This window comes from Pseudonocardia sp. P1, from assembly GCF_000178675.2.
Taxonomy (GTDB): domain Bacteria; phylum Actinomycetota; class Actinomycetes; order Mycobacteriales; family Pseudonocardiaceae; genus Pseudonocardia.
The window spans coordinates 3480999-3502725 of sequence record NZ_ADUJ02000001.1; the positions used below are offsets into that span (position 1 = coordinate 3480999).

Annotated in this window: 23 protein-coding genes; 15 read left to right on the forward strand and 8 right to left on the reverse strand. The window is 73.3% G+C overall.

Going from position 1 to position 21727, the window contains the following annotated elements; all coding sequences use genetic code 11:
- Positions 1 to 133: 133 nt before the first annotated feature.
- Positions 134 to 1372, forward strand: a complete 1239-nt coding sequence (locus PP1_RS15890) for a DDE-type integrase/transposase/recombinase (protein ID WP_249265915.1) — start codon at positions 134 to 136, stop codon at positions 1370 to 1372.
- Positions 1373 to 1432: 60 nt separating this feature from the next.
- Here PP1_RS15890 and PP1_RS15895 read toward each other — a convergent pair whose 3' ends face one another.
- Positions 1433 to 2026 carry a TetR/AcrR family transcriptional regulator gene (locus PP1_RS15895; protein WP_029240133.1) on the reverse strand — a complete coding sequence of 198 codons (594 nt, stop codon included), beginning with the start codon at positions 2024 to 2026 and terminating at the stop codon, positions 1433 to 1435.
- 86 nt (positions 2027 to 2112) lie between these two features.
- Here PP1_RS15895 and PP1_RS15900 point away from each other — a divergent pair, with 86 nt between their 5' ends.
- Together PP1_RS15900 and PP1_RS15905 are read left to right on the forward strand one after the other, a co-directional pair.
- On the forward strand, positions 2113 to 2970 hold the full coding sequence (locus PP1_RS15900) for an alpha/beta fold hydrolase (protein ID WP_010243821.1): 858 nt from the start codon (positions 2113 to 2115) through the stop codon (positions 2968 to 2970).
- Positions 2967 to 3584, forward strand: coding sequence for a VC0807 family protein (locus PP1_RS15905; protein ID WP_010243823.1), 618 nt, complete (start codon positions 2967 to 2969; stop codon positions 3582 to 3584). Before PP1_RS15900 ends, PP1_RS15905 begins: the two co-directional genes overlap by 4 nt.
- Here PP1_RS15905 and PP1_RS15910 read toward each other — a convergent pair.
- Positions 3577 to 4266, reverse strand: coding sequence for a GNAT family N-acetyltransferase (locus PP1_RS15910; RefSeq protein WP_010243825.1), 690 nt, complete (start codon positions 4264 to 4266; stop codon positions 3577 to 3579). The two genes, PP1_RS15905 and PP1_RS15910, sit on opposite strands and share 8 nt — an antisense overlap.
- 57 nt (positions 4267 to 4323) lie before the next feature.
- Between PP1_RS15910 and PP1_RS15915 the strand changes: the two genes are divergently transcribed.
- The 6 genes from PP1_RS15915 (at position 4324) to PP1_RS15940 (ending at position 9978) form a co-directional block, all read left to right on the forward strand.
- Positions 4324 to 5316, forward strand: coding sequence for an NAD(P)H-quinone oxidoreductase (locus PP1_RS15915; protein WP_010243827.1), 993 nt, complete (start codon positions 4324 to 4326; stop codon positions 5314 to 5316).
- 28 nt (positions 5317 to 5344) lie between these two features.
- Positions 5345 to 5890, forward strand: a complete 546-nt coding sequence (locus tag PP1_RS15920; protein ID WP_010243829.1) for a bacterial proteasome activator family protein — start codon at positions 5345 to 5347, stop codon at positions 5888 to 5890.
- A gap of 187 nt (positions 5891 to 6077) precedes the next feature.
- Positions 6078 to 6893: a galactan export ABC transporter permease subunit Wzm/RfbD gene (gene wzm / locus PP1_RS15925; RefSeq protein WP_029240134.1), complete on the forward strand. Its 816-nt coding sequence runs from the start codon at positions 6078 to 6080 to the stop codon at positions 6891 to 6893.
- A gap of 6 nt (positions 6894 to 6899) precedes the next feature.
- Positions 6900 to 7664, forward strand: coding sequence for a galactan export ABC transporter ATP-binding subunit Wzt/RfbE (gene wzt, locus PP1_RS15930; protein WP_010243833.1), 765 nt, complete (start codon positions 6900 to 6902; stop codon positions 7662 to 7664).
- Complete coding sequence (glfT1, locus tag PP1_RS15935) at positions 7661 to 8575, forward strand: galactofuranosyltransferase GlfT1 (protein ID WP_010243835.1); 915 nt, start codon at positions 7661 to 7663, stop codon at positions 8573 to 8575. The genes wzt and glfT1 overlap by 4 nt, the downstream gene beginning before the upstream one ends.
- Before the next feature lie 395 nt (positions 8576 to 8970).
- Entirely contained in the window at positions 8971 to 9978 is a 1008-nt protein-coding gene (locus PP1_RS15940; RefSeq protein ID WP_010243837.1) for a type IV toxin-antitoxin system AbiEi family antitoxin domain-containing protein, read from the forward strand.
- Between the two features lie 157 nt (positions 9979 to 10135).
- On the opposite strand, the gene PP1_RS15945 is transcribed toward PP1_RS15940, so the two are convergent.
- Positions 10136 to 10591, reverse strand: coding sequence for a GtrA family protein (locus tag PP1_RS15945; RefSeq protein ID WP_010243839.1), 456 nt, complete (start codon positions 10589 to 10591; stop codon positions 10136 to 10138).
- A 125-nt stretch (positions 10592 to 10716) separates the two neighbouring features.
- On the opposite strand from PP1_RS15945, the gene PP1_RS15950 reads away from it, so the two are divergent.
- Genes PP1_RS15950 through PP1_RS15965 form a run of 4 tightly spaced genes read left to right on the forward strand, consistent with a single transcriptional unit; the run spans position 10717 to position 13242 of the window.
- A complete protein-coding gene (locus PP1_RS15950; RefSeq protein ID WP_010243841.1) occupies positions 10717 to 11325 on the forward strand; it encodes a hypothetical protein in 609 nt (202 codons plus the stop codon).
- Positions 11322 to 11636 carry a transcriptional regulator gene (locus tag PP1_RS15955; protein ID WP_010243843.1) on the forward strand — a complete coding sequence of 105 codons (315 nt, stop codon included), beginning with the start codon at positions 11322 to 11324 and terminating at the stop codon, positions 11634 to 11636. Before PP1_RS15950 ends, PP1_RS15955 begins: the two co-directional genes overlap by 4 nt.
- Entirely contained in the window at positions 11633 to 12505 is an 873-nt protein-coding gene (locus PP1_RS15960) for an ABC transporter ATP-binding protein (protein ID WP_010243844.1), read from the forward strand. The genes PP1_RS15955 and PP1_RS15960 overlap by 4 nt, the downstream gene beginning before the upstream one ends.
- Positions 12502 to 13242, forward strand: coding sequence for an ABC transporter permease (locus tag PP1_RS15965; protein WP_010243846.1), 741 nt, complete (start codon positions 12502 to 12504; stop codon positions 13240 to 13242). Before PP1_RS15960 ends, PP1_RS15965 begins: the two co-directional genes overlap by 4 nt.
- A 19-nt stretch (positions 13243 to 13261) precedes the next feature.
- On the opposite strand, the gene PP1_RS15970 is transcribed toward PP1_RS15965, so the two are convergent.
- Together PP1_RS15970 and PP1_RS15975 are read right to left on the reverse strand one after the other, a co-directional pair.
- Positions 13262 to 13864: a DUF1707 SHOCT-like domain-containing protein gene (locus PP1_RS15970; RefSeq protein ID WP_010243848.1), complete on the reverse strand. Its 603-nt coding sequence runs from the start codon at positions 13862 to 13864 to the stop codon at positions 13262 to 13264.
- A gap of 20 nt (positions 13865 to 13884) precedes the next feature.
- Positions 13885 to 15714, reverse strand: coding sequence for a hypothetical protein (locus PP1_RS15975; protein ID WP_010243850.1), 1830 nt, complete (start codon positions 15712 to 15714; stop codon positions 13885 to 13887).
- 100 nt (positions 15715 to 15814) lie between these two features.
- Here PP1_RS15975 and PP1_RS15980 point away from each other — a divergent pair, with 100 nt between their 5' ends.
- Together PP1_RS15980 and PP1_RS15985 are read left to right on the forward strand one after the other, a co-directional pair.
- Positions 15815 to 17221 carry an FAD-binding protein gene (locus PP1_RS15980; protein ID WP_033200753.1) on the forward strand — a complete coding sequence of 469 codons (1407 nt, stop codon included), beginning with the start codon at positions 15815 to 15817 and terminating at the stop codon, positions 17219 to 17221.
- A gap of 16 nt (positions 17222 to 17237) precedes the next feature.
- Positions 17238 to 17993, forward strand: a complete 756-nt coding sequence (locus tag PP1_RS15985) for a decaprenylphospho-beta-D-erythro-pentofuranosid-2-ulose 2-reductase (RefSeq protein WP_010243854.1) — start codon at positions 17238 to 17240, stop codon at positions 17991 to 17993.
- A gap of 18 nt (positions 17994 to 18011) precedes the next feature.
- Here PP1_RS15985 and PP1_RS15990 read toward each other — a convergent pair whose 3' ends face one another.
- From PP1_RS15990 to PP1_RS16000, 3 genes are all read right to left on the reverse strand, one after another.
- A complete protein-coding gene (locus tag PP1_RS15990; protein ID WP_010243855.1) occupies positions 18012 to 18662 on the reverse strand; it encodes a nitroreductase family protein in 651 nt (216 codons plus the stop codon).
- Between the two features lie 23 nt (positions 18663 to 18685).
- The gene (locus tag PP1_RS15995) at positions 18686 to 19363 is read right to left on the reverse strand and encodes a hypothetical protein (protein ID WP_075313902.1); all 678 of its coding nucleotides are present in this window, start codon (positions 19361 to 19363) and stop codon (positions 18686 to 18688) included.
- A 164-nt stretch (positions 19364 to 19527) separates the two neighbouring features.
- Positions 19528 to 21552 (reverse strand): acyltransferase, encoded by a 2025-nt coding sequence (locus PP1_RS16000; protein WP_075313901.1) that lies wholly within the window; start codon positions 21550 to 21552, stop codon positions 19528 to 19530.
- Between the last annotated feature and the right edge of the window lie 175 nt (positions 21553 to 21727).

The window sequence follows — 21727 nt, forward strand, 5'->3', positions numbered from 1 at the left end:
AGTGCTTGAGTCGGTCCTGGCCGACTGCTTGTTCTCAGGACATCCGACACAGTTGATGTCTCGGCACATCGAGGACACTGAGTAGCCCGCTGGCCGGGTTGGTCGATCCTGGTGATCGACCAGCCTGGTCCAGGTGGGTGGAACAGGGTTCGAGATGGATCCCGACCTCGTCGCGGCGGTCGCCCGGGCCGCCGCCGGGCAAGAGATCAACATCGCTCGGGTGTGCCGAGAACTCGGCGTGTCCCGGTCGGTGTTCTATCGCAAGCTGTCCCGTTTCCGAGACCAGGGCAGCACCGGTCTGGCACCGCGTTCACGTGCCCCGCACACCCGTCCCAGCGCGGTGGCCGAACACGTGGCCGAGGCGGTGGTGCGGGCCCGCAAAGAACTCGCCGACCAGGGCTGGGACCACGGAGCCCAGACCATCCGCTGGCGGCTGCTCGACGCGGCCCGCACCGGCCGCAGCCCCGGCAGCAGCCCCGGCAGTAGCGGCGGCAGCGGCCCGGCACTCGAGCAGGCCGAGGTCCCGTCGCGGGCCACGATCCACCGGCTGCTGGCCGACCGCGGCCAGATCACCCCGCAACCACGTAAACGACCCCGCCGCAGAACGCACCGGTTCGTCCACCCGGCCCCGAACGCGGTCTGGCAGATCGACGGCGCCCAGACCGTCCTGGCCGATGGCCGGCGCGCCACGGTGGTGCAGGTCATCGACGACCACTCCCGGCTCGACATCGCCTGCCACGCCGCGAGCAGCGAGAACGGCGAGGCCGCCTGGGCCGCGCTCAGCGCCGGCTTCGCCCGCTACGGCCACCCGGCCTGCGTGCTCTCCGACAACGGCACCGCCTTCTCCGGCCGGCGCCGCCAGTGGCCCCTGGTCGACCTCGAACGCCGCCTGGCCGCGCTGGGCATCACCACCATCGTGTCCTCGATCGGACACCCACAGACCTGCGGGAAGAACGAACGCGCCCACCAGACCCTGCAACGCTGGCTCGCCGCCCGACCCACCCCGGCCACCCTGACCGAACTCCAGAACCTGCTCGAGACCTACCGGCAGGGCTACAACCACCGCCGCCACCAAAGCCTCGACGGCGACACCCCGCACCAGCGTTTCCACACCCGCGAACCCGCCCGACCGGCCGGACCCGCACCCCGCATCGCCGGACACCTCACCCGCACCGTCTCCGAGACCGGAGTCATCAGCTTCTCCGGAACCTCGATCGGTCTGGGCCGCCGCCACGCAGGCACCACCGCGGAGGTGTTCTGGCAAGGCGACCGCGTCACCATCCTCATCGACGACGCGGTCGCCGCCAGCCTTACCCTCGATCGCAGCGTCCGCTACCAGCGGACCACCAGCAAACCGTCCACGATGTGCTGAGACAGATCTGTCTCAGATGTGCTGAGACACGACAGTCGGTCCTGGCCGACACACAATCACTCACGGGCGGCGGAGCCGCCCGACCTGGTGCTCGACGGTCCCGACAGCGGATGCCGAGGCGTACTCACCGAGCAGGATCCCCTCGGCCAGCCCACCGACCAGCGCGATCAGCACCGTCGCCTCCTGCTCGGCGTCCACGGCGCCGATCTCGCCCTGCGCGTGCGCCGCGTCCAGGCGGCCGGCGACGGCCTCGCGGATCAGCCGGTTGCCCGAACGGTAGGTCTCGCGCATCGCCGCGTCGCCGAGGGCGCGGATCAGGAACGCCGAGCCGACGCGCGCGTCGGTGGCGGCGTCGTCGTCGAGCGGAAGGAGCGCGACCAGCAGCGCGCGGACCTCGTCGAGCGGCGTCGCAGGTCGGGCGGCGGCCAGCTGCGCGCGGATCCGCTCGTCGATACGGAGCTGGAGCTGCTGTGCGGCGTAGCCGAGCAGCTCGTCGCGCGAGGTGAAGTAGTGCTGGACCCGGCCCTTGGAGACACCGGCCTCCTGCGCGACGCGGGCCAGGCTGACCGCCTCCAGGCCCTCGTCCGCCGCCACCCGCCAGAGCGCCTCCGCGATCTCGCCGCGACGCTGCCCGTGATCGACGACTCTCGGCACCCGCATCCCCTCGTTGCAATCCGATCGGCTTGCATACAGCCGAGCCGCTCTTTACAGTCCGATCGTATCGTCAAGGAGGGGGCGTGATGCGGACCGGACACTTCACCGGCCCGGCGGCACGGGACCGGTACCGCGCGCTGTACGACGCAGCGGTCGCGACGCTGCCGCCGTCGACCGCGCGGGACGTCGGGACGACCCACGGCACCGTCCGGGTACTGACCTGTGAGGGCGCGTCCGGGGACCCGCTCGTCCTGCTTCCCGGAGCGGGCGCGCCCGGGCTGAGCTGGGCACCGAACGTGCCGTCGCTGCGGGGACTCGGCACCGTGCACCTGGTCGACCCGCTGGGCGGGCCCGGCGCGAGCCACCAGGACGTGCCGATCCGCGACGTCGCCGACCAGGCCCGCTGGCTGCGGGCGCTGCTCGACGGGCTGGACCTGCCGTCGTTCCACCTGGTGGGGACGTCGATGGGCGGCCGGATCGCCTTCGAGCTGGCCCGGCGCGCACCACGGGGACTGCGGACGCTCACCCTGCTCGAACCGGCGAACACGTTCGCCCGCCTCCCGCTCGGGACGGTCGTGGCCTCGGTCGGCGCGCTGCCCGTGGCCCCGGCCCGCATGCGGCGCCGATTCCTCGACCGGATCGGCGACGGCGGCGCGAGTGGAGACGATCCCGTCCTGCAGCTGATCGACGCCGGGATGTCCGGTTACGCGTCCGCGGTGCCGTTCCCACCGCTCCCCTCGCCCGCGGACGTCCGCGCGGTCGCGGTACCGACGCTCGTCCTGCTGGGCGGGCGCAGCACGATGCTCGACGCGGGCCGGGCCCGCGAGCGCGCCGGGCTGCTGCCACGCGGGACGGTCGAGCTGTGGCCGGACGCCTCGCACGCGCTGCCCGGGGAGTTCCCGGAGCGGGTGGCGGACCGGATGACGGCGCTGGTGACGTCGTGAACCGGCGCGAGCTGCTCGCAACGGTCGGGATCGACGTCGTCGCACCGCTGGCGATCTTCTACGGCCTGCGCGCGTCCGGCGTCGGCGCCGGGACCGCACTGCTCGCGGGAGCGGCCGCCCCCGCGGTTCGGGCGTCGTACGTGCTGGTCCGGCACCGGCGGATCGAGTGGTTCGCGGTGCTCGTCCTGGTCCTGTGCGTCGCGAGCGCGGCGACCTCGCTGGTCAGCGGGGACGAACGAGTGCTGCTCGCCCGGGACGGGCTCGTCACGGCGGCGCTCGGTGCGACATTGCTGGTCACGGTGCCGACCGCACGTCCGGCGCTGTTCACGATCGGCCGGATCACACTGAGCCGGGCCGGGCACGATCCCGACGGGTGGGACCGCCGGTGGGCGGACTCGTCCCGGTTCCGGACGATCTGGCGGTGGCTCACCGCGTGGTGGGCCCTGGGCCTGTTCGCCGATGCCGCGCTCCGTGTGGTGGCCGCCTACGCGCTGCCGGTCGACGTCGTCCCCGCCGTGCACGCGGTGCAGTGGTTCGCCGTGCTCGCCGTACTACTGGTGGGCGGGCAGGTGTGGCTGCGACTGCCACGCCACCGGGACCTCGTCTTCAGCTGACCCGCGGCGGATCGGCGGCCAGGAAGTCCGCGAGCTCCGTCGTGTAGCCCCGCACACCGAGCTCCCACCCGGGCCGGACGAACGCCTCGCGGGCCAGCAGCTGCCGGTGCTCCACCGTCCGACGGTCACGGGTGGCCGTGAGTGCGGTGCCGTCGTGCACGTAGCCGAGCCGGGCGGAGACGGTCGCAGACGCGGCGTTGCCCTCGACGTACTCCGAGCGCGCCGCCGTCGCACCGAGGTGGTCGAACGCGAACGCCAGCACCGCCGCCCGCATCTCGGTGCCGTACCCCTGTCCCTGGTACCGCAGGCCCAGGTAGGAGCCGGTGTGCACCTCACGGAGGACACCGAAACGGTCGGCCATCAGGTCCTGCAGACCGATCACAGCGCCGCCGGCCCGCACGAGGAACTGCACCGCCCACGACTCCGGCGCCGCCCGAGCCCGGTTCGACCAGAAGTACTGCGCGACGCCGCGCCCCAGATACCGCGGGTCGGCATCGGTCCAGGGGGCCCGGAACGGCATCTCGTCGGCGGGGTGGATGCCGGTGGAGTGGAGCATCGTCACGAACTCGCGGAGCGTCGCGTCGTCCTCCGGGCGCAGCTCCAGCCGCGGCGTGCGCAGCACGAGCCCCGACAACGGCCACGGGTCGGGGACGGGGTCGATCGGCGCCGGGAGCACGTCCATGGTCCACGGACCCTGCCGGATCGCCCGGGACGGCGCGACGGAATACCGTCGACGACCATGAAGGCGATCACCTTGGCGGAGTACGGCGGTCCCGAGCAGATGGCCTGGGAGGAGGTCCCGGACCCGGTGCCGGGCGCGGGCGAGGTCGTGCTCGACGTCGTCGCGTCCGCGGTCAACCGCGCCGACCTGCTCCAGGTCCAGGGCAACTACCCGGTGCCGCCGGGTGCCTCCCAGATCCTCGGGCTGGAGTGCTCCGGCCGGATCTCCGCTCTCGGCGAAGGTGTCACCGGCTGGAACGTCGGCGACGAGGTGTGCGCCCTGCTCGCGGGCGGCGGGTACGCGCAGAAGGTCGCCGTCCCCGCGGCGCAGCTCCTGCCGGTGCCCGAGGGCGTCTCGCTGGAGGACGCGGGCGGCCTCCCCGAGGTCGCGTGCACCGTCTGGTCGAACGTGTTCATGGAGGGGCGGCTCGCCGAGGGCGAGACCTTCCTGGTCCAGGGCGGGTCGTCCGGCATCGGCACGCACGCGATCCAGGTGGCGACGGCGTTCGGGGCGCGGGTCGCGGCGACCGCGGGCCACGCCGACCGGCTGGAGTTCTGCCGCGGGCTGGGGGCCGACATCACGATCGACTACCACGACGACATCGCCGAGGAGCTGAAGAAGGCCACCGACGGGCACGGTGCCGACGTCATCCTCGACAACATGGGCGCCAAGGGCCTGGCGAACAACCTGTCCGCTCTCGCGAAGGACGGCCGCCTGATGATCATCGGGATGCAGGGCGGGGTGAAGGCGGAGATCAACATCGGCGCGCTGCTCGCCAAGCGCGGACACGTCTCCGCGATGGGCCTGCGCGGGCGCCCGGTGGAGGGCCCGCACTCGAAGGCCGAGATCGTCGAGCAGGTGCGCGACCAGGTCTGGCCGCTGTTCCCCGCGGGCCGGGTCCGCCCCGTCGTCTTCGAGCGGTACTCGATGGCCGACGCCGCCGACGCCCACCGCCGGCTGGCCGACGGCGGCGTCACCGGCAAGCTGATCCTCCGCAACCCCGACGCCTGAGGTTGCCCCGGATCCCGCCGGGGCCAGAATGGCGCTCATGAGCGACGAGCAGGAGAACCCGGACGAGCGGGTCGTGGTGGTCGGCGCCGACGGCCGCCCGGTCGGCGACACCACGTCCGGCGAGGACGAGGAGCAGCAGAGCCCGGCCTCGATGGTCGAGCAGCCCGCGAAGGTCATGCGGATCGGCACGATGATCAAGCAGCTGCTGGAGGAGGTGAAGGCGGCCCCGCTGGACGAGGCCTCCCGCAGCCGGCTCAAGGAGATCCACGAGAACTCCGTCAAGGAGCTCGAGGACGGTCTCGCCCCGGAGCTGCGCGAGGAGCTGCAGCGGCTGAGCCTGCCCTTCACCGCCGACTCGACGCCGTCGGAGGGCGAGCTGCGGATCGCCCAGGCCCAGCTGGTGGGCTGGCTGGAAGGACTGTTCCACGGCATCCAGACGGCGCTGTTCGCCCAGCAGATGGCCGCCCGCGCGCAGCTGGAGCAGATGCGCCGCGGGCTCCCGCCGGGCATGTCGGCAGGCCCGGAGCAGGGCATGCCGGAGGGCATGGGCCGGGGCACCGGGCAGTACCTCTGACCCGGACGACGCGGCCGGTCCGCCGTCCGCGGGTCCGGACCCGGCGCACCCGGCTCCGACCTGCGGTTTCGCCCGCGCCCGGCAGGGACCGCCCCTGCCGGGCCGCGCGAAGGGCCGTGAGTACCCTCGTCGGGTGGCCGTGACCGTGACCGACAACGAGCCGGGCGACCTCGTCGATCCGTCCGAGATGTCGAGCCCGCGCAGCTGGCGCCGGGCGTTCGCGGATCTCGCCGCCGGCTGGCGGCAGCGACCGCTCTGGGGCTACCTCGGATGGCAGGACATCAAGCAGCGCTACCGGCGCTCCGTCCTGGGCCCGCTGTGGATCTCGATCAGCATGGGCGTCATCGCGCTCGGGCTGGGCATCCTCTACTCGGCGCTGTTCGAGACCCCGATCGCGACGTTCCTGCCGCACGTGGCCGTCGGCCTGCTGATCTGGAACTTCGTCTCGGGGTGCATCCTCGAGGGCAGCGAGGTCTTCATCTCGAACGAGGGACTGATCAAGTTCCTCCCGGCGCCACTGACCCTGCACATCTACCGGCTGGTGTGGCGGCAGACGCTGTTCTTCCTGCACAACATGGTCGTCTGGGCCGTGCTGATGGTCGTGTTCCCGCGGCCGCTGGGCTGGGAGGTGCTGCTCGCCGTCCCGGCGTTCGCGCTGCTCGCGATCAACGGCGCCTGGATCGCGATCCTCTCCGGGATCCTCGCGACCCGCTTCCGGGACATCCCGCCGATCATCGCCAGCGTGACCCAGCTGGTCTTCTACCTGACGCCGATCGTCTGGTCGATCGACATCCTCAAGGACAACGAGGCCGCACGGGAGCGTGCCGCACTCGTCGAACTGAACCCGGTCTTCCACTTCCTGGAGATCCTGCGCGAGCCGCTGCTCGGCCAGGAGATCGTCGGCCGGTACTGGCTGGTGGCCGGGTTGATCACGATCGTCGGCTGGGCCGCAGCGCTGGTCTGCCTGCGCAACTACCGCTCCCGCGTCGCCTACTGGGTGTGAGCCGCTGTGAATGAACCCCAGATCCGCATCGACCGCGCCGGAGTCGACTTCCCGATCTTCGACGCCAAGACCCGGTCGCTGAAGAAGTCCGTCCTCGGACGCGCCGGTGGCCGGATCGGCACCGACGCCAAGGTGCCGATCATCGAGGCACTGCGCGACATCACGCTGAAGCTGGGTCGCGGGGACCGGGTGGCGCTGGTCGGCCACAACGGTGCCGGCAAGTCCACCCTGCTCCGCCTCATGGCCGGCATCTACGAACCGACCCGGGGCCGGTCCGCCGTCCGAGGCAAGGTCGCGCCGATCTTCGACCTCGCGGTCGGGATGGACCCGGAGATCTCCGGCTTCGACAACATCGTCATCCGTGGGCTCTTCCTGGGCATGACCCGGAAGCAGATGGAAGCACGGATGGACGACATCGCCGAGTTCACCGAGCTCGGCGACTACCTGGAGATGCCGCTGCGGGCGTACTCGACGGGTATGCGCGTCCGGCTGGCACTGGGCGTCGTCACCTCGATCGACCCGGAGATCCTGCTGCTCGACGAGGGCATCGGCGCCGTCGACGCGGAGTTCCTGAACAAGGCCCGCGGCCGCCTCCACGAGCTGGTCGACCGCTCCGGGATCCTGGTGTTCGCCTCACACTCCGACGAGTTCCTCGCGGACCTGTGCGACACCGCGCTGTGGATGGAGCACGGGACGATCAAGGAGTACGGCCCGCTGCAGGAGGTCCTCGACCACTACAAGGGCAGGACGCCGTTCGAGGGGACCGCGTGAACGCTCCCCTGCCGCCGGGCTCGGTCGTCGGCGTCATCGTCACCCGGCACCGTGCCGACCTCCTGGTCGACTCGCTCACCGCGATGGCGAAGCAGACCCATCCGGTCTCGCACCTGATCGTCGTCGACAACGGACCGGACCAGCCGGCCCGCGCGGCCGTGGACGCCTGCCCGCTGCCGACGACCTGGCTGCCGTCCTGGCGGAACCTCGGCGGCGCAGGCGGGTTCGCCCTGGGCATGCTGCACGCGCTCGCGCTGGGCGCGGACTGGGTGTTCCTCGCCGACGACGACGGCCACGCCGCCGACGAGTCCACCCTGGCCACCCTGCTGGACCTGGCGAACCGCCGCGGGCTCGCCGCGGTGTCCCCCGTGGTCGCCGACAAGGCCGACCCCGAGCGGCTCGCGTTCCCGCTGCGCCGGGGCGTGACCTGGCACCGCACCCGGTCGGCGCTGACGGCCGGTGACGGGGACCCCGAGCTCCTGCCCGGGATCGCGTCGTTCTTCAACGGTGCGCTGTTCCGGGCCTCGACGCTCGAGGTCATCGGCGTCCCGGACCTGCGGCTGTTCGTCCGCGGCGACGAGGTGGAGATGCACCGCCGGATGGTGCGCTCGGGACTGCCGTTCGGCACCGCGCTGCACGCCGGCTACCTGCACCCCTACGGATCCGACGAGTTCAAGCCGATGCTCGGCGGGCGCCTGCACGCGCAGGATCCGGGCGACCCGGTGAAGCGCTACTACACCTACCGCAACCGCGGTTACCTCATGAGCCAGCCGGGGATGCGCCGGATCGGGCTCCTGGAGCTGCCGAGGTTCGCCTGGTACTTCCTGGTGACGAAGCGGGACCCGCGCGGCTTCCGCGACTGGCTGCGCCTGCTGAAGAAGGGCCGCGACGAGCGGTTCGACCGCGCCTGACGCCCCTGTCCGCCCCGGACTCGCCTCCACACCCCCGCGCCCGTCACGGCCGGATCAGCTGATCGTGGGTCGACGCGCTCGGCCCCGCGCACCCCGTCACGGCCCGCGCACCCCGTGACCAGCCGACGCACCCCGTGACCGACCGACGCACCCCGTGACCGGCCGGCGCACCCCGTGACCGACCGACGCACCCCGTGACCGGCCGGCGCACCCCCCGCGTGGGGTGCCATGACCTGTCATGGGGTGCGCGGAGCGGTGACGGGGTGCGCGAGGACAGGCTCGCACGCGGTCATCGTCGGCGGAGTTGTCCACAATGCAGCCTCTGTCCACAGGTTGTCCACAGGCCGGAGGGCAGCCTCTCCCGGTCCACGGCGTTGCGGCGCATCGTGATGCCCATGGACCCGCTCGACACCCTCCGCCCGGACCGCGCCGGGTTGCTCCGCCGAGACACCCTGCTGGCCACCGGGCACGGCCCCGACGAGATCGACCGCCTCGTGCGGACCGGCGCCCTCCTCGTCGTCCGCCGTGGGGTGTACCGGCTCCCTGACGGGACCACGCCGTCCCCGGCGGGCATGCACGTCCTGCGCGCCCGCGGTGTCGAGCCGGGGTTGGCCGCCGGGGCGGCGTTCAGCCACGTGACCGCCGGTCTGCTGTTCCGGCTCCCGTTCTGGAGCGTGCCGCTCACCCGGCTGCACCTGACCAGGGACCGGCGCGGCGGCGGCCGGGTCCGGGCGGGCACCCACGTCCACTGTGCACCGCTGCCGGAGACCGACGTCGTCGAGATCGACGGGCTGCGCGTCACCTCACCGGCGCGGACGGTCGCCGATCTCGCCCGGACGCTGTCTGCGGAGCGGGCACTGGTGACCCTCGACGCCGCGCTCCACCGGTACCGGATACGCGACCCCGGCGAGCCTCCACCACCCGGAGCCACGACCGCCGAGGAGATCAGGGCCGCGATCGACCGGTTCGCGGGTCGTCGTGGCGCCCCACCCGCTCGACGGGTGCTCTCCCTCGCCGACGACCTCTCCGAGAGCCCCGGCGAGTCGCGCAGCCGCTACCGCATGCACGTGGCCGGGCTGCCGGTCCCAGTCACGCAGTGGCAGGTGCCGGGGCTCCCCTACCGGACGGACTTCGCCTGGCCGGATGCGGGAGTCGTCGGGGAGTTCGACGGCCGCACCAAGTACGGCCGTGGGCTGCGGCCGGGCGACGACGTCGAGGAGATCCTGTGGGAGGAGAAGCGCCGGGAGGACCGGATCCGGGAGTGCGGGCTCGTCGTCGTGCGCTGGATCTGGTCGGAGATCGCGGACACCGGGCCCGAAGGCATGGTCGCGCGGCTGTGCGAGCGCTTGGCGCACCCCGTCACCGGTCCGCGCACCGGCCGCAGCGGGTGCGTCACCCGGTGAGGGGGTGCGGCGCCCGGTCAGGGGGTGCGGCGCCCGGTCAGGGGGTGCGGCAGCCGGCGAGAGGGCGCGGCGCCCAGTCAGGGGGTGCGGTGGCCGGGACGTGGTGCGGCGACCGAGGACACCGTGCGGCAGCGACCCGGGGGATGGAGGCCGCCGGTCAGTCCTTGAAGATCACGTAGCGCAGCATCACGAAGTTGATCGCGGTGGCGGTGCCCTGGGCGATGAGCCAGGCCAGGGAGGTGCCGTACTCCAGCGGCGGGAGCAGGTGCAGCACCAGGGAGTTCACGCCGACGTTCACCGCGAACGTCGTCCCGTAGAGGGCGACGAAGCCCGCGAACCGGCCCTTGCCGCCGGTGTTCGCGCCGGTGAAGGTGAAGCGCTTGTTGAGCAGGTACGCGGTCGTCGTACCGAGGACGAAACTGATCCCCTTCGACACCGGCACCCACAGGCCCAGGTTCAGCAGCAGGTGGTAAAAGCCGAAGTCGACGACGGCCGAGAGCGCGCCGATGACGACGAAGCTGCCGAGCTGCCGGACGAGTCCGTGGCGCGATGCGGGGGCGGCGGCACCGTCGGGAGCCGGGCTCTCGGCCCGCGAGGGCTCGGTGGCGGTCACGCCTCCGAGGGTAGCGGCGTGCAACGACGCCACCGCGCGGACCCGTCCCCTGGACACCACCAACCACTTTGCGCTACAAACTAGATGCAGCCACAAACCAGTTGGCGCATCCAGAGGGGGATCCCGTGGACGACCGACCGCACACCGACGTCGACGAGCAGCCACCCGCCTCACCGGCCGAGGCGCTGGCGATCATCGAGCGTGAGCAGGCCCGCCAGGAACCGGACATCGCGCCGTTCTTCGTGGTGTGGGGCGTCGTCTGGATGGTGATCGGCCTCGCGTGGTCCGGGGCCGGGTTCGGGGTCTGGCCGGACACCGCGGCCGGCATCGCGACGGCGGCGGTGATCGTGCTGTCGATGATCGCGTCCGGAGTGCTCGGCGCCCGGCTCGGCCGCGGCGTCGCGGGTCCCACGCAGCACTTCGGGGCCATGTACGGGTGGGCCTGGACGCTGTCGATGATCGGCACCGGCGTGCTGGTCGGCGCGCTGGCCCGGCTCGGCGGACCCGGGGTCGGGGTGCTCGCGCCCGCGCTGTTCGTGTTCGTCGTCGGGGCGATGTACACCCTCGGCGGGGCGTTCTGGCGGAGCCGGCTCGACTACGGGCTCGGCCTCGCGCTGCAGGTGATCGCCGTGGTGTCGGCGTTCACGCCGCTGCCCTGGAACTCGCTGCTGATGGGTCTCGGCGGGGGCGGCGCCATGATCGCGACCGGCGTCCTGCGGCGGGTCCGCCGATGAGCGAGCTCGATCCCGTCATCCACGCCCAGGCCCGGCTCCGCGTGACCGCCACCCTCGCGACGCTCGCCGACGGCGACCGGATGACCTTCCCCCGTCTCCAGGAGGTGCTGGAGATGACCGCGGGGAACCTCTCGACGCACCTGCGCAAGCTGGAGGACGCCGGCTACGTCGCGATCACCAAGACCCACCAGCGCCGCACCCCGGTCACCTATGTCGAGCTGACGAGAACCGGGCGTCGTGCCTTCGAGGACTACACGACCGCACTGCGCACCCTGCTGTCCCCGCAGGTCGACGAGGAGGTCGGGTCGTGAGCGCACCCGTCGTGCTGGACGGCGTCACCCGCCGCTACGGCGGCACCGTCGCCCTCGACGGCGTCGACCTCGTCCTGGAGGCCGGCAGCCTCACCGGGCTGCTCGGCCCGAACGGGGCGGGCAAGTCGACGCTGGTCAACCTCGTCTCCGGGCTGCGCCGGGCGGACTCCGGCACGGTGCGGCTGTTCGGCGGCGACCCGCGGGGGGCGGCGAACCGCGTCGCGCTCGGGACGACACCGCAGCAGACCGGCCTGCCGGAGACACTGCGGGTCGGCGAGATCGTCCGGTTCGTCTCCGAGCACTTCCCGGACCCGGTCCCGGCCGGGGAGCTCCTCGCCCGTTTCGGTCTCGACGGGCTGGAGCGCCGTCAGTCGGGCGGACTGTCCGGCGGGCAGCGACGACGGCTGGCGCTCGCCCTCGCCTTCGCCGGGCGTCCCCGGCTGGTGCTGCTCGACGAGCCGACCACCGGACTCGACGTGGAGGGCCGCCGGGCCCTGTGGGACACCGTCCGCGAGTTCCACGCGGGCGGCGGCACCGTCCTGCTCACCACCCACTACCTGGACGAGATCGAGACCCTGGCCGAACGCGTCGTCGTCCTCGCGCAGGGCCGGATCCGGGCGGACGGCGACGTCACGGACGTCCGCGGAATGGTCCGGCGCAGCCGGGTCACCGTGCGGGCCACCGCGCTGCCGGACCTGCCCGGCGTCGACCTCGCCGAGCGGGACGGCGACCGCTGGACCCTGCACACCGCCGACGCCGACGAGCTGGTCCGTGACCTGGTGCGGTCCGGCGCGGCGTTCGCCGATCTCGGCGTGGCACAGGCGTCGCTCGAGGACGCGTTCCTCAGCCTGACGGGAGAGACCTCGTGACACTGGTCGTCGCGCACGCCCGCTACCTGGTCCTGGAGCAGCTCCGGATCCCGGTCGCGGTGCTGTCCACGGCGCTGTTCCCGGCGCTGGTGCTGGCGTTCTTCGTGCTGCCCTTCGACTGGGTCGACGACCCGGCGCAGGCGACGGTGTCGGTGGCGCAGCTGGCGTTGTTCGGCGTGCTCAGCGGGTTCCTGTTCACCTTCGGCGTGGGCGTCGCGAACGACCGGGAGCAGCCGTGGGACCCCTACCTGCGGACGTTGCCGGCCCCGCCGACGGCCCGGATCGTCGGACGCCTGGCGGTCGGCGCGTTCTTCGCGCTGCTCGGGCTGCTGCCGGTCGTAATGCTCGGTGCGCTGTTCACCCCGGCGTACGTCCCGCCGGGACGGCTGCTCGCCGCGGTCGGGATGCTGCTCGTCGCGGGACTGCCGTTCCTGTTCGGCGGGCTCGCGATCGGCTACTCGCTGCCGACGAAGGTCGCGCTGCCGGTCACCCAGCTCGTCTTCTTCCCGATGGCCTTCGGCGGCGGGCTGCTCATGCCCCCCGAGATCTTCCCCGCCTGGCTGCAGACGGCGTCCGCCCTGCTGCCCACGCGGGGCGCTCGCGACCTGCTGATCTGGGCGGTCGGTGGGGCCGCGCCGCTGCCACTGGCCGTCGTCGCGTTCGTCGTGTGGACCGTGGCGCTGGCGCTGCTGGCCGGCTGGGCCTACCGCCGGGACGAGGGCCGCCGGTTCCGGTGACCCACGGCGCCTCCCCGGCTCAGAAGTGCCGGCCGGCGAACGTGTAGCGGGTGCGGACGGTGACCGATCCGGCGGACGTCCGGCCGTAGATCCGGAAGTGCGGCCTGCCGTGCACCGCGCGGGCCGGGACCTTGGACCGGACCGAGCCGTAGGCCGCGACCAGGCCGTCGACGTCGGCCGTCGCGTTCTCCGGGACGAGCAGGCGGGCCGACCCGGCCCCCAGCGCCAGCTCGATCTCGACGACCGGCTCCGGCAGCTCCGTGTCGCAGAAGTCGAGCAGGACCGAGCCGATCGAGCTCTGCACACGCAGCCGGGACGGCACCCGCCAGTCCCCGCGCCGCTTGAGCCCGCTGACGCCGACGCGCAGCACGGTCGGCGGGCCGACCGGCGTGGCGAGGACGTCGGCGCTCAGGTCCAGCGGATCACCGGGGAGGTCGGACAGCACCGGTGTCAGGTCGGAGCCGAACCGGGCGGCGTAGACCGTGGTGAGACGCTCCTGCAGCTCGTCGACGGAGATGCGGCCCTCCGCCATCGCCCGGTTCAGGCGCTCCGCGGCACGCTCGCGGTCGGCGTCCGAGATCCTGATCTCGCGCCGCTCACCGGGAAGCCGCGGGCTGGTCACGTGTCCAGGGTAAACGGCACCTAGCCGACCGGTGCGCTCGCCGGCAACCGGAACAGCCACACCCCACCGTCGAAGCGGCCGGGGTCGCCGGTGACGCGCCGCGTCCACTCCACGACCCGGGCGTCGTCGCCGCCCTCGGCGGACCGGCCCGGCACGACGGCCACCGCGGTGATCCCGAGCGTGCGGAGCTCCCGGTGGGCCTGCGCGGTGTAGTCGTCGCTCGGGTCGTTCTTCCCGTCGGCGACCCACTGCGCGCCGACCTGGTAGCGGTTCCACCGGGACTGGATGACGACGTCGTCGTCCGGGTCGGAGGCGATGAAGTAGCCGCCGCGGATCCGGAAGTCCGGACCCGACGCGGCCTGCCAGCGCAGGCCCTGCGCGCCGTCGTCCCAGGTGGCGGTGATCCGCGGGTAGATCTCGACGACGTCGGCGGGCCCCAGCCCTCCGGCGCCCGTGGTGAAGAACTCCGGGACCGGCGCCGGGCGCACCTCCTGCGCGTCCGCCGGCAGCCAGCTGACCAGCGCGAACCCGGTCAACGCGAGCGCACCGACGGCGGTCGCGGGTGGTGCGGTCGGCATCCGGTCGATCCACATCGCGACGACGACGGCGACGCACAGCACAGTCACGACCTGGATCCGGACCGGCTCGATCTCCGACAGCAGGGGGACGTCGGCGAACGCGAGCCACGGCAACGGCACCCCGGTCTCGGACCCCAGCAGCACGACGCCGGTACCCAGCGACGCGAGCCAGGCGAGTGCGCCGAGCCCGGCGGCCACCCGCAACGCCGTCGAGCGGATCACCAGGACGGCGACGACGACGAGCGCCAGCATCGCGACGCCGACGTAGCCGCCCTGCTCACCGATGTGCCCGGCGAGCGACTCCCCCGCGCTGTCCGGGAGCGGCCGGAACGCCGTCATCCGGGTCGGGACCAGCACGTTCGCCAGGTCCGCACCGGTCGCGTGCACGTTGCGGATCGCGGAGCGCGGCCGGTTCGGCCCGGCCAGCACGAGGTGGATCGGGTAGGCGCCGAGCGCGCCGAACACGACCACGCAGGCGACGCCCGCCCGCAGCAGCCCCGGCAGGTGTGCGGGCACCCGGCGGGGGAACCGCAGCGCCAGCACGATCGCGGTGAGCACCAGGAAGATGACGCCGACGGCGAGGGTCTGGGTGTAGAGGAGGAGCTGGCCGAGCAGGGCGAGCCCGGTCAGCCCGCCGACCAGCCACGGCCGCCGCAGGGGCCCCCGCCCGAAGAGATGGTGCGCGATCAGCAGGAGCAGCGGCGGCAGCACCGACCACGTGAGGTTGAGGTGCCCGGCGATGGCGTGGGCGAGATGGAACGGCGAGAACGCGTAGAGCGCACCAGCGGTCCCCCGGGCGACCCAGCCCCGGATCCCGGACGAGGTGACGAACGGTCCGAGCGCCGCGACCAGCAGCAGGCCCGACACGACAGGGCCGAGCACGATGCCCACGTTGAACGCGGTGACCGACCCCGCGATGACGGTGACGGGCGCCAGCAGCGCGGCGAGCAGCGGCACCGCGGTGTTCCACAGCGCGTTCAGCCCGTGCGGCCAGTGCATCCAGTCGGTGACCAGCGGGTTCGCGCCGTTCCCGACCGCGAACGGGAACCAGTTGAGCCACCAGGCGAACATGTCGGCGTCGGCGGTGACGTGGCCGGCGAGCAGGCCGGACGGGTCGGCGAGCACCCGGCGCTGCAGCCACAGCGAGACCAGCAGGTACGCGATCCCGAGCAGGACGTACGTGCCCGCGACAGCGGTGCGCGGCCGCGGCGACGGCAGCGGGATGCGGGCGTGCCGGGGCCCGGGCCGGGGGGCCTCCCGCTCGTCCAGCACGCGATCAGTGTGGCGCTTCGCGCTCGTGAGTGGTTATCGCGGTCCGGACCACGGTAACCACTCACGGGCGCGGAGCGCCCTCTCGGTAGCCTGGGCGGCGATGACGGACACGACCGTTCCCACCAGCATCAGGACCGACGCCCCGGCGCGCCGGACCGCGTCCCTGCACGGCTGGGGACGGACCGCACCCACGCTCGCGCAGCTCGTCACCCCGCGCGGCGCCGAGGACGTCGCCGAGGCGGTTCGCACCGCAGGCGACCGCGGGATCATCGCCCGCGGCCTCGGCCGCTCGTACGGTGATCCCGCGCAGAACGCGGGCGGTGTCGTCCTGGACATGCCCGGGATGAACCGGATCCACGCGATCGACGAGGGCTCCGGCGTCGCCGACGTCGACGCCGGCGTCTCGCTCGACCAGCTGATGCGGGCCGCGCTGCCGCTGGGGCTGTGGGTCCCGGTGCTGCCCGGCACCCGCCAGGTCACGATCGGCGGCGCGATCGGTGCCGACGTGCACGGCAAGAACCACCACACCAAGGGCAGCTTCGGCAACCACGTCGAGTGGCTGCAGCTGGTGACCGCCGACGGCTCGGTGAAGGAGCTGACCCCGGACGGTCCCGAGAAGGACCTGTTCTGGGCGACCGTCGGCGGCATGGGCCTGACCGGCGTCGTCGTGCGGGCGAAGGTGCGGCTGCACCGCACCGAGTCGGCGTACTTCGTGGTCGACACCGACCGCACCGACGACCTCGACGGCCTGCTGGAGCTGCTCACCGACGGCTCCGACGACACCTACGGCTACTCCGCCGCCTGGTTCGACACCACCGCCACCGGGGCGCGGACGGGCCGCTCGGTCCTCACCCGCGGCTCGCTGGCGACCGTCGACCAGCTCCCGGAGAAGCTGCGCGCCGAGCCGCTGAAGTTCGACGCCCCGCAGCTGCTGACCTTCCCCGACGTCTTCCCGAACGGGCTGGCCAACAAGCTGTCGCTGACCGCGTTCAGCGAGCTCTGGTTCCGCAAGGCCCCGCGCCGCCAGCGCGGCGCCGTGCAGAACATCACCGCCTTCTACCAGGTGCTCGACCTCTTCGGTGAGTGGAACCGGATCTTCGGTTCGAAGGGCTTCCTGCAGTACCAGTTCGTCGTCCCGATGGGCGAGGAGGCCGCGCTGCGCCGGATCGTCGAGCGCATCACGCAGTCCCCGCACAAGTCCGGGCTGAACGTGTTCAAGCGGTTCGGCGACGGCAACGACGCGCCGCTGTCGTTCCCCACCAAGGGCTGGACGATCACCGTCGACTTCCCGATCGCGCCCGGCCTGTCCCGGTTCTGCACCGAGCTCGACGAGCTGGTGCTCGCCGCGGGCGGTCGCCTGTACCTGGCCAAGGAGTCGCGGACCTCGCCGGAGGCGTTCGCCGCCGGCTACCCGCGGTTCGACGAGTGGAAGGCGATCCGCGACGCCGCCGACCCGGCGGGCGTCTTCGCCTCCGACATGTCCCGCCGCCTCTCCCTCGCACTCTGAGTCTGGAGCTCCCCACATGATCGACGCCGTCGGCAACCCGCAGAGCATCCTGCTGCTCGGCGGGACCTCCGAGATCGGCCTCGCCACGGTCCGTGCGTTCGCCGCGGACCGCCCGCTGCGGGTCGTGCTGGCCGCCCGTCCCGGGCCCCGCCTCGACGCGGCCCGCACCGAGCTCGAGGAGCTCGGCTGCGGGGTCGAGACCGTCGAGTTCGACGCCGCGAAGATCGAGACCCACGCGGAGGTCGTGACGAAGGCCTTCGCCGGCGGGGACATCGACGTCGCCGTCGTCGCGTTCGGCCTGCTCGGGGACAACGAGCGCGGCTGGACCGACGTCGAGCACGCCGTCGAGCTGGCCCAGGTCAACTACACCGCCACCGTGTCGACCGGCGTCGCGCTGGCCGAGCGGTTCCGCGAGCAGGGCCACGGCTCGATCGTCGCGATCTCCTCGGTCGCCGGTGAGCGGGCCCGGCGCTCGAACTTCGTCTACGGCTCGACCAAGGCCGGGATGGACGCGTTCTACACCGGCCTGACCGAGGCGCTGCGCGAGTTCGGTGTGACCGTCACGATCGTCCGGCCCGGCTTCGTCCACTCGAAGATGACCGAGGGGCTCGACCCGGCGCCGCTCGCGACCACCCCGCAGGCGGTCGGCGACGTCATCGTCGACGCGGTGCGCAACCGCAAGGAGCTGGTCTGGGCACCGGCCCCGATGCGGTTCGTGATGAGCGCCCTGCGGCACGTCCCGCGCCCGATCTTCCGCAAGCTGCCGATCTGACGCGGGACGCGCGGCGGCTCACCAGCCGTCGACGTGCAGGACCGTGTCCAGGGGCTGCCGCTTCGCGGGCTTGAAGGTGTCGCCGGTGTAGTACGCGACGGGCAGCAGCACGCCCTGGCGGACGTCCGCCGGCACACCGAGCAGCTCGGAGATCTCCTTCTCGTACTGCAGGTGCAGGGTGGTCCAGGCGCTGCCCAGCCCGCGGGCGCGCAGCGCGATCTGCAGGCTCCACGCGGCGGGCAGCAGCGAGCCCCACAGCCCGGCCTGGTTGCTCGCCGGCAGGTCAGCCGAGGCCTTCAGCGCGCCGATGACCAGGACCGGGACGTCGCTCATCCGCTCCGCGAGGTACAGCGCGCTGTCCGCGACGCGGTTCTGGGTGGCGTCCCGGTCGGCGTCGCCCGAGGTCCTGTTGGTCGGGTACGCCGAGGAGTTCCGGTAGGCCATGAAGGCCTGCCGGTAGTACTCGCCGACCGCCTTGCGCTTCTCCGGGTCGGTGATCACCAGCCAGTGCCACCCCTGCTGGTTCGACCCGCTCGGGGCCTGCAACGCGACCTCGAGGCTCTCCCGGACCACGTCCATCGGGACCGGCCGGTCCAGGTCGAGGCGCTTGCGCACCGAGCGGGTGGTGGTCAGCAGTTCGTCGGGGCCCAGGTCCAGAACGTCGGTCATACCCGCATCCTGCCCCGCACACCTCACCCCGGCCTGCGGGCCACCAGGACGGCGTGCTCGCCGGCTCCCGCGTCGAGGGTCAGCCGCCCCGACGAGCGCTGCGCACGGGCCGGCGCGGTACGCGGGTCGAGCAGGGCGGGGACGCCGCCGTAGGGACCTCCGGTCAGGCCGTCCGATCCCTCGCGGACGATCTCGAACCCGTGCGTGACGAGGATCTCCCGGATCCGTACGTGCCCGCGCGGGACGCGCGGCGGCACCCAGCGGGCCCCGGTGAGCTCCCGTCCGCGGCCCTCCGCGTCGGTCGCGACGACGAGGACGTGGCCGCCCGGCTCGAGCGCCCGGAACCAGCCACGGGGGCCGGTGTCGGATCCGAGGGCGGAGTCCGGTGTCCGGTCCAGCACCCCGACCGCGGTGAGCGACGGCAGCGGGCCGGGCAGGTCGTCGACGCGGCGGTGGACCGGGCAGCCGGGGGCGCCCGCGCGCATGGCGGCCGCCTCCTCGTCGGACCCGGCGAGGCCGGACACGGGGCCGAACCGCGCGAGCCCGGCCAGCAGCAGCCCACCGGCGCCGGCGACGTCCAGGTAGGGGCCGCGGCCCAGGTACAGCCGGACCAGGCGCAGGTACCACTGGCGGGACGCCTTGTCCGGCGGCGCCGGGGTGGGGTCCGGCAGGGCGTCGCGCGGCGGGGTCGTGGGGATCATCGGTCCACAGGGGTCTCGGCGACGGTGGTCGCCGCCATTCTCACCCGTCGCGACCGGTCGCGGCGCCGTACCCCGGCCCCCGACGCGGCCGTGCCCCGGACCGCGGCGGCGGTCCGGGGCACGGCCGGTGTCTCCCGCTCCCCAGCGGAGGTCGTGCGGGCCGGTCAGGCCCCGTGCGCGGGCCGCTTGCGACGACGGCGGGCCGCCGCACCCGACGCGGCGACGATCGGCGTCGCGGCGCTGGAGTGGCTGTCGTCCCGGCGGCGACCGGCGCGACCGCAGTGCTCGGCACCGGAGCGGCTGCCCGGAAGGGCCGCCGCCGACCGGATGGCGCGCGGAGCGGGGACGACCCCGCCGCGCCCGGCCGTGACCTGCGCGTCGCCGGCGGTCGTGCCGGTACCGGCGGCGCCGGTGGTGTCCGGCCGGCCCGCGCGGGAGGCCGCCTGCAGCGACCGCAGCCGCTCCACCCGGTCGGCGGCCCCCGGCCCGTCGACGGTCGGGGCGAACAGCGCCGACCCGGTGCCCGGGCCGCCACTGCGCAGCCGGGCCGCCGCGACCAGGTCCGCGGAGACACCGTCGCCCGGCCCGTCGACACCGGCGGAGCGGGCCGCGGCCAGCCGGTCGAGCACCCAGCGGGCCGACCCGGCCGGGGCGGGCTCGTCCGTGGTCTGCGCCGGCACCGGCCGGGCCGGTGCCGCGTGCTCGCGGCGGGGCCGCGGGGCGACGGCCGGGGCAGGGCGCTGTCCACGCACGGTGTCCACAGGGTTGTCCACAGTGTGGCCGGCCGGCCCGCGGGACTGGACCGGCAGTGCCTCGGTGGCGGCCACGTCGCTCTCCGCGGTGATCACCGGCAGCACGGAGGTCTCCGGGTCGCGACGGGCGGCGTCGGAGTCGATGTGCAGCACGGCCCGCGCCGCGGGCGGCTCGACGGTGTCCGGGCGGGCCGGCGCCGCCGTACGACGGGTGGGCAGCGCGCGCAGCCAGCGACGGGCCGGACGTTCGACGAGCGTGTAGAGCAGGTGTGCCACGGGCAGAGTCCCCACGAAGACGGTGAGCGCGATCAGGTGTCCGGTCTCGCCGCCGGCGGGGACGACACCCGAGTCGCTCAGGAACCAGAAGACCTCGAACACGGGGATGTGGACGAGGTAGAGCGCGTACGAGACGCGCCCGCCGTGCACCACGGGCGCACGGGTGAGCAGGTGGTGCACCGGTCCGCGGTCGGCGAGCGCGAGCGCACCGACGAGGACCGGGAAGAGCAGGACGGCCGTGCCGTGCAGCCCGCCGCCGTGGGCGGCGCCGGCGAGGAGGACGAACGGGACGGCCACCGCGGCGAACGTCGCGACCGACGACGCGGCGGACGCGACGTCCCGGCCGCGCAGCCTGCGCACCGCCAGCATCGCGAGCACACCGGCGGAGAACCCGCCGAGGATCCGCACCAGCCAGCTGTACGGGTAGTAGGGCGACCCGACCACGACGAACGCCGCAGCCAGCGGCGCGACGCAGAGCAGCGACCCGGCGGCGAGGACCACGAACGGCAGGTTCCGCAGGCGGAAGAACACCACCGCGAGCAGCGGGAACAGAAGGTAGGCGAGCCACTCCGCGCTGATCGACCAGGTCGGCCCGACCCAGGACGCCCCGTCCAGGTACGGCTCGGTCCACATCTGGATCCCGACGAGTTGCTCGAACCACGCCACGACGCCCAGCGACGGCTGCACGGCCTGGTAGGCGACCTCGTCGGTGTCCCCGAACACCGCCCGGGCCACCAGCCACACCCCGAAGAGGTGGAAGACGACGGCGTAGGCCGGCCACATCCGTGCCACCCGGGCCCAGACGAACCGGCCTGCCTCCCGCGCCCGCAGCCGCGGACCGAGCTGCTCCAGGTACGTCCAGGCGATGACGAAGCCGCTCAGGACGAAGAACAGGTCCACCCCGAGGGCACCCTGTGTGACCAGCGGACCGAGCCAGTCGGTGACCATCTCGACCCCTGGCATCGGGGTGAAATGGAAATGGAACGCGACCACCCAGAGCGCCGCGACGATCCGCAGACCGGTCAGCGCGGCGACCTCCCCACGCCCCTCCTGGACGCCAGCCGACGCCGTCCCGCCCAGCTCGGGCGGTACGTCGGGGGTGCCTGACGTCACCGCGGCCGGACCGTCGGCCGCGGAACGCTCGGGGGCGTGGATGCTCACGACGGGGCCAACGAGAATTGCGCGTCACCGTCACCGGTGACCCCCGAAATGGGCCCGAATGTCGCATACCGTGACTTAGAGTGACGGCTACCGACTGTGCACGACCTTGAGACCCCGGCCGAGCGAATCCCGGCCCGCGCGGGCATGACGGGGGCGTCACGGACGATCCCCGGCG

Bases quoted from the DNA above. Each gene is read 5' to 3' on its own strand.
- PP1_RS15995 (WP_075313902.1), bottom strand. From the start codon at position 19,363: ATGATCCCCACGACCCCGCCGCGCGACGCCCTGCCGGACCCCACCCCG.
- PP1_RS15940 (WP_010243837.1), top strand. From the start codon at position 8,971: ATGGACCCGCTCGACACCCTCCGCCCGGACCGCGCCGGGTTGCTCCGC.
- PP1_RS15915 (WP_010243827.1), top strand. From the start codon at position 4,324: ATGAAGGCGATCACCTTGGCGGAGTACGGCGGTCCCGAGCAGATGGCC.
- PP1_RS15920 (WP_010243829.1), top strand. From the start codon at position 5,345: ATGGCGCTCATGAGCGACGAGCAGGAGAACCCGGACGAGCGGGTCGTG.
- PP1_RS15980 (WP_033200753.1), top strand. From the start codon at position 15,815: ATGACGGACACGACCGTTCCCACCAGCATCAGGACCGACGCCCCGGCG.
- PP1_RS15900 (WP_010243821.1), top strand. From the start codon at position 2,113: ATGCGGACCGGACACTTCACCGGCCCGGCGGCACGGGACCGGTACCGC.
- PP1_RS15990 (WP_010243855.1), bottom strand. From the start codon at position 18,662: ATGACCGACGTTCTGGACCTGGGCCCCGACGAACTGCTGACCACCACC.
- PP1_RS15955 (WP_010243843.1), top strand. From the start codon at position 11,322: ATGAGCGAGCTCGATCCCGTCATCCACGCCCAGGCCCGGCTCCGCGTG.
- PP1_RS15910 (WP_010243825.1), bottom strand. From the start codon at position 4,266: ATGGACGTGCTCCCGGCGCCGATCGACCCCGTCCCCGACCCGTGGCCG.
- PP1_RS15985 (WP_010243854.1), top strand. From the start codon at position 17,238: ATGATCGACGCCGTCGGCAACCCGCAGAGCATCCTGCTGCTCGGCGGG.
- wzm (WP_029240134.1), top strand. From the start codon at position 6,078: ATGTCGAGCCCGCGCAGCTGGCGCCGGGCGTTCGCGGATCTCGCCGCC.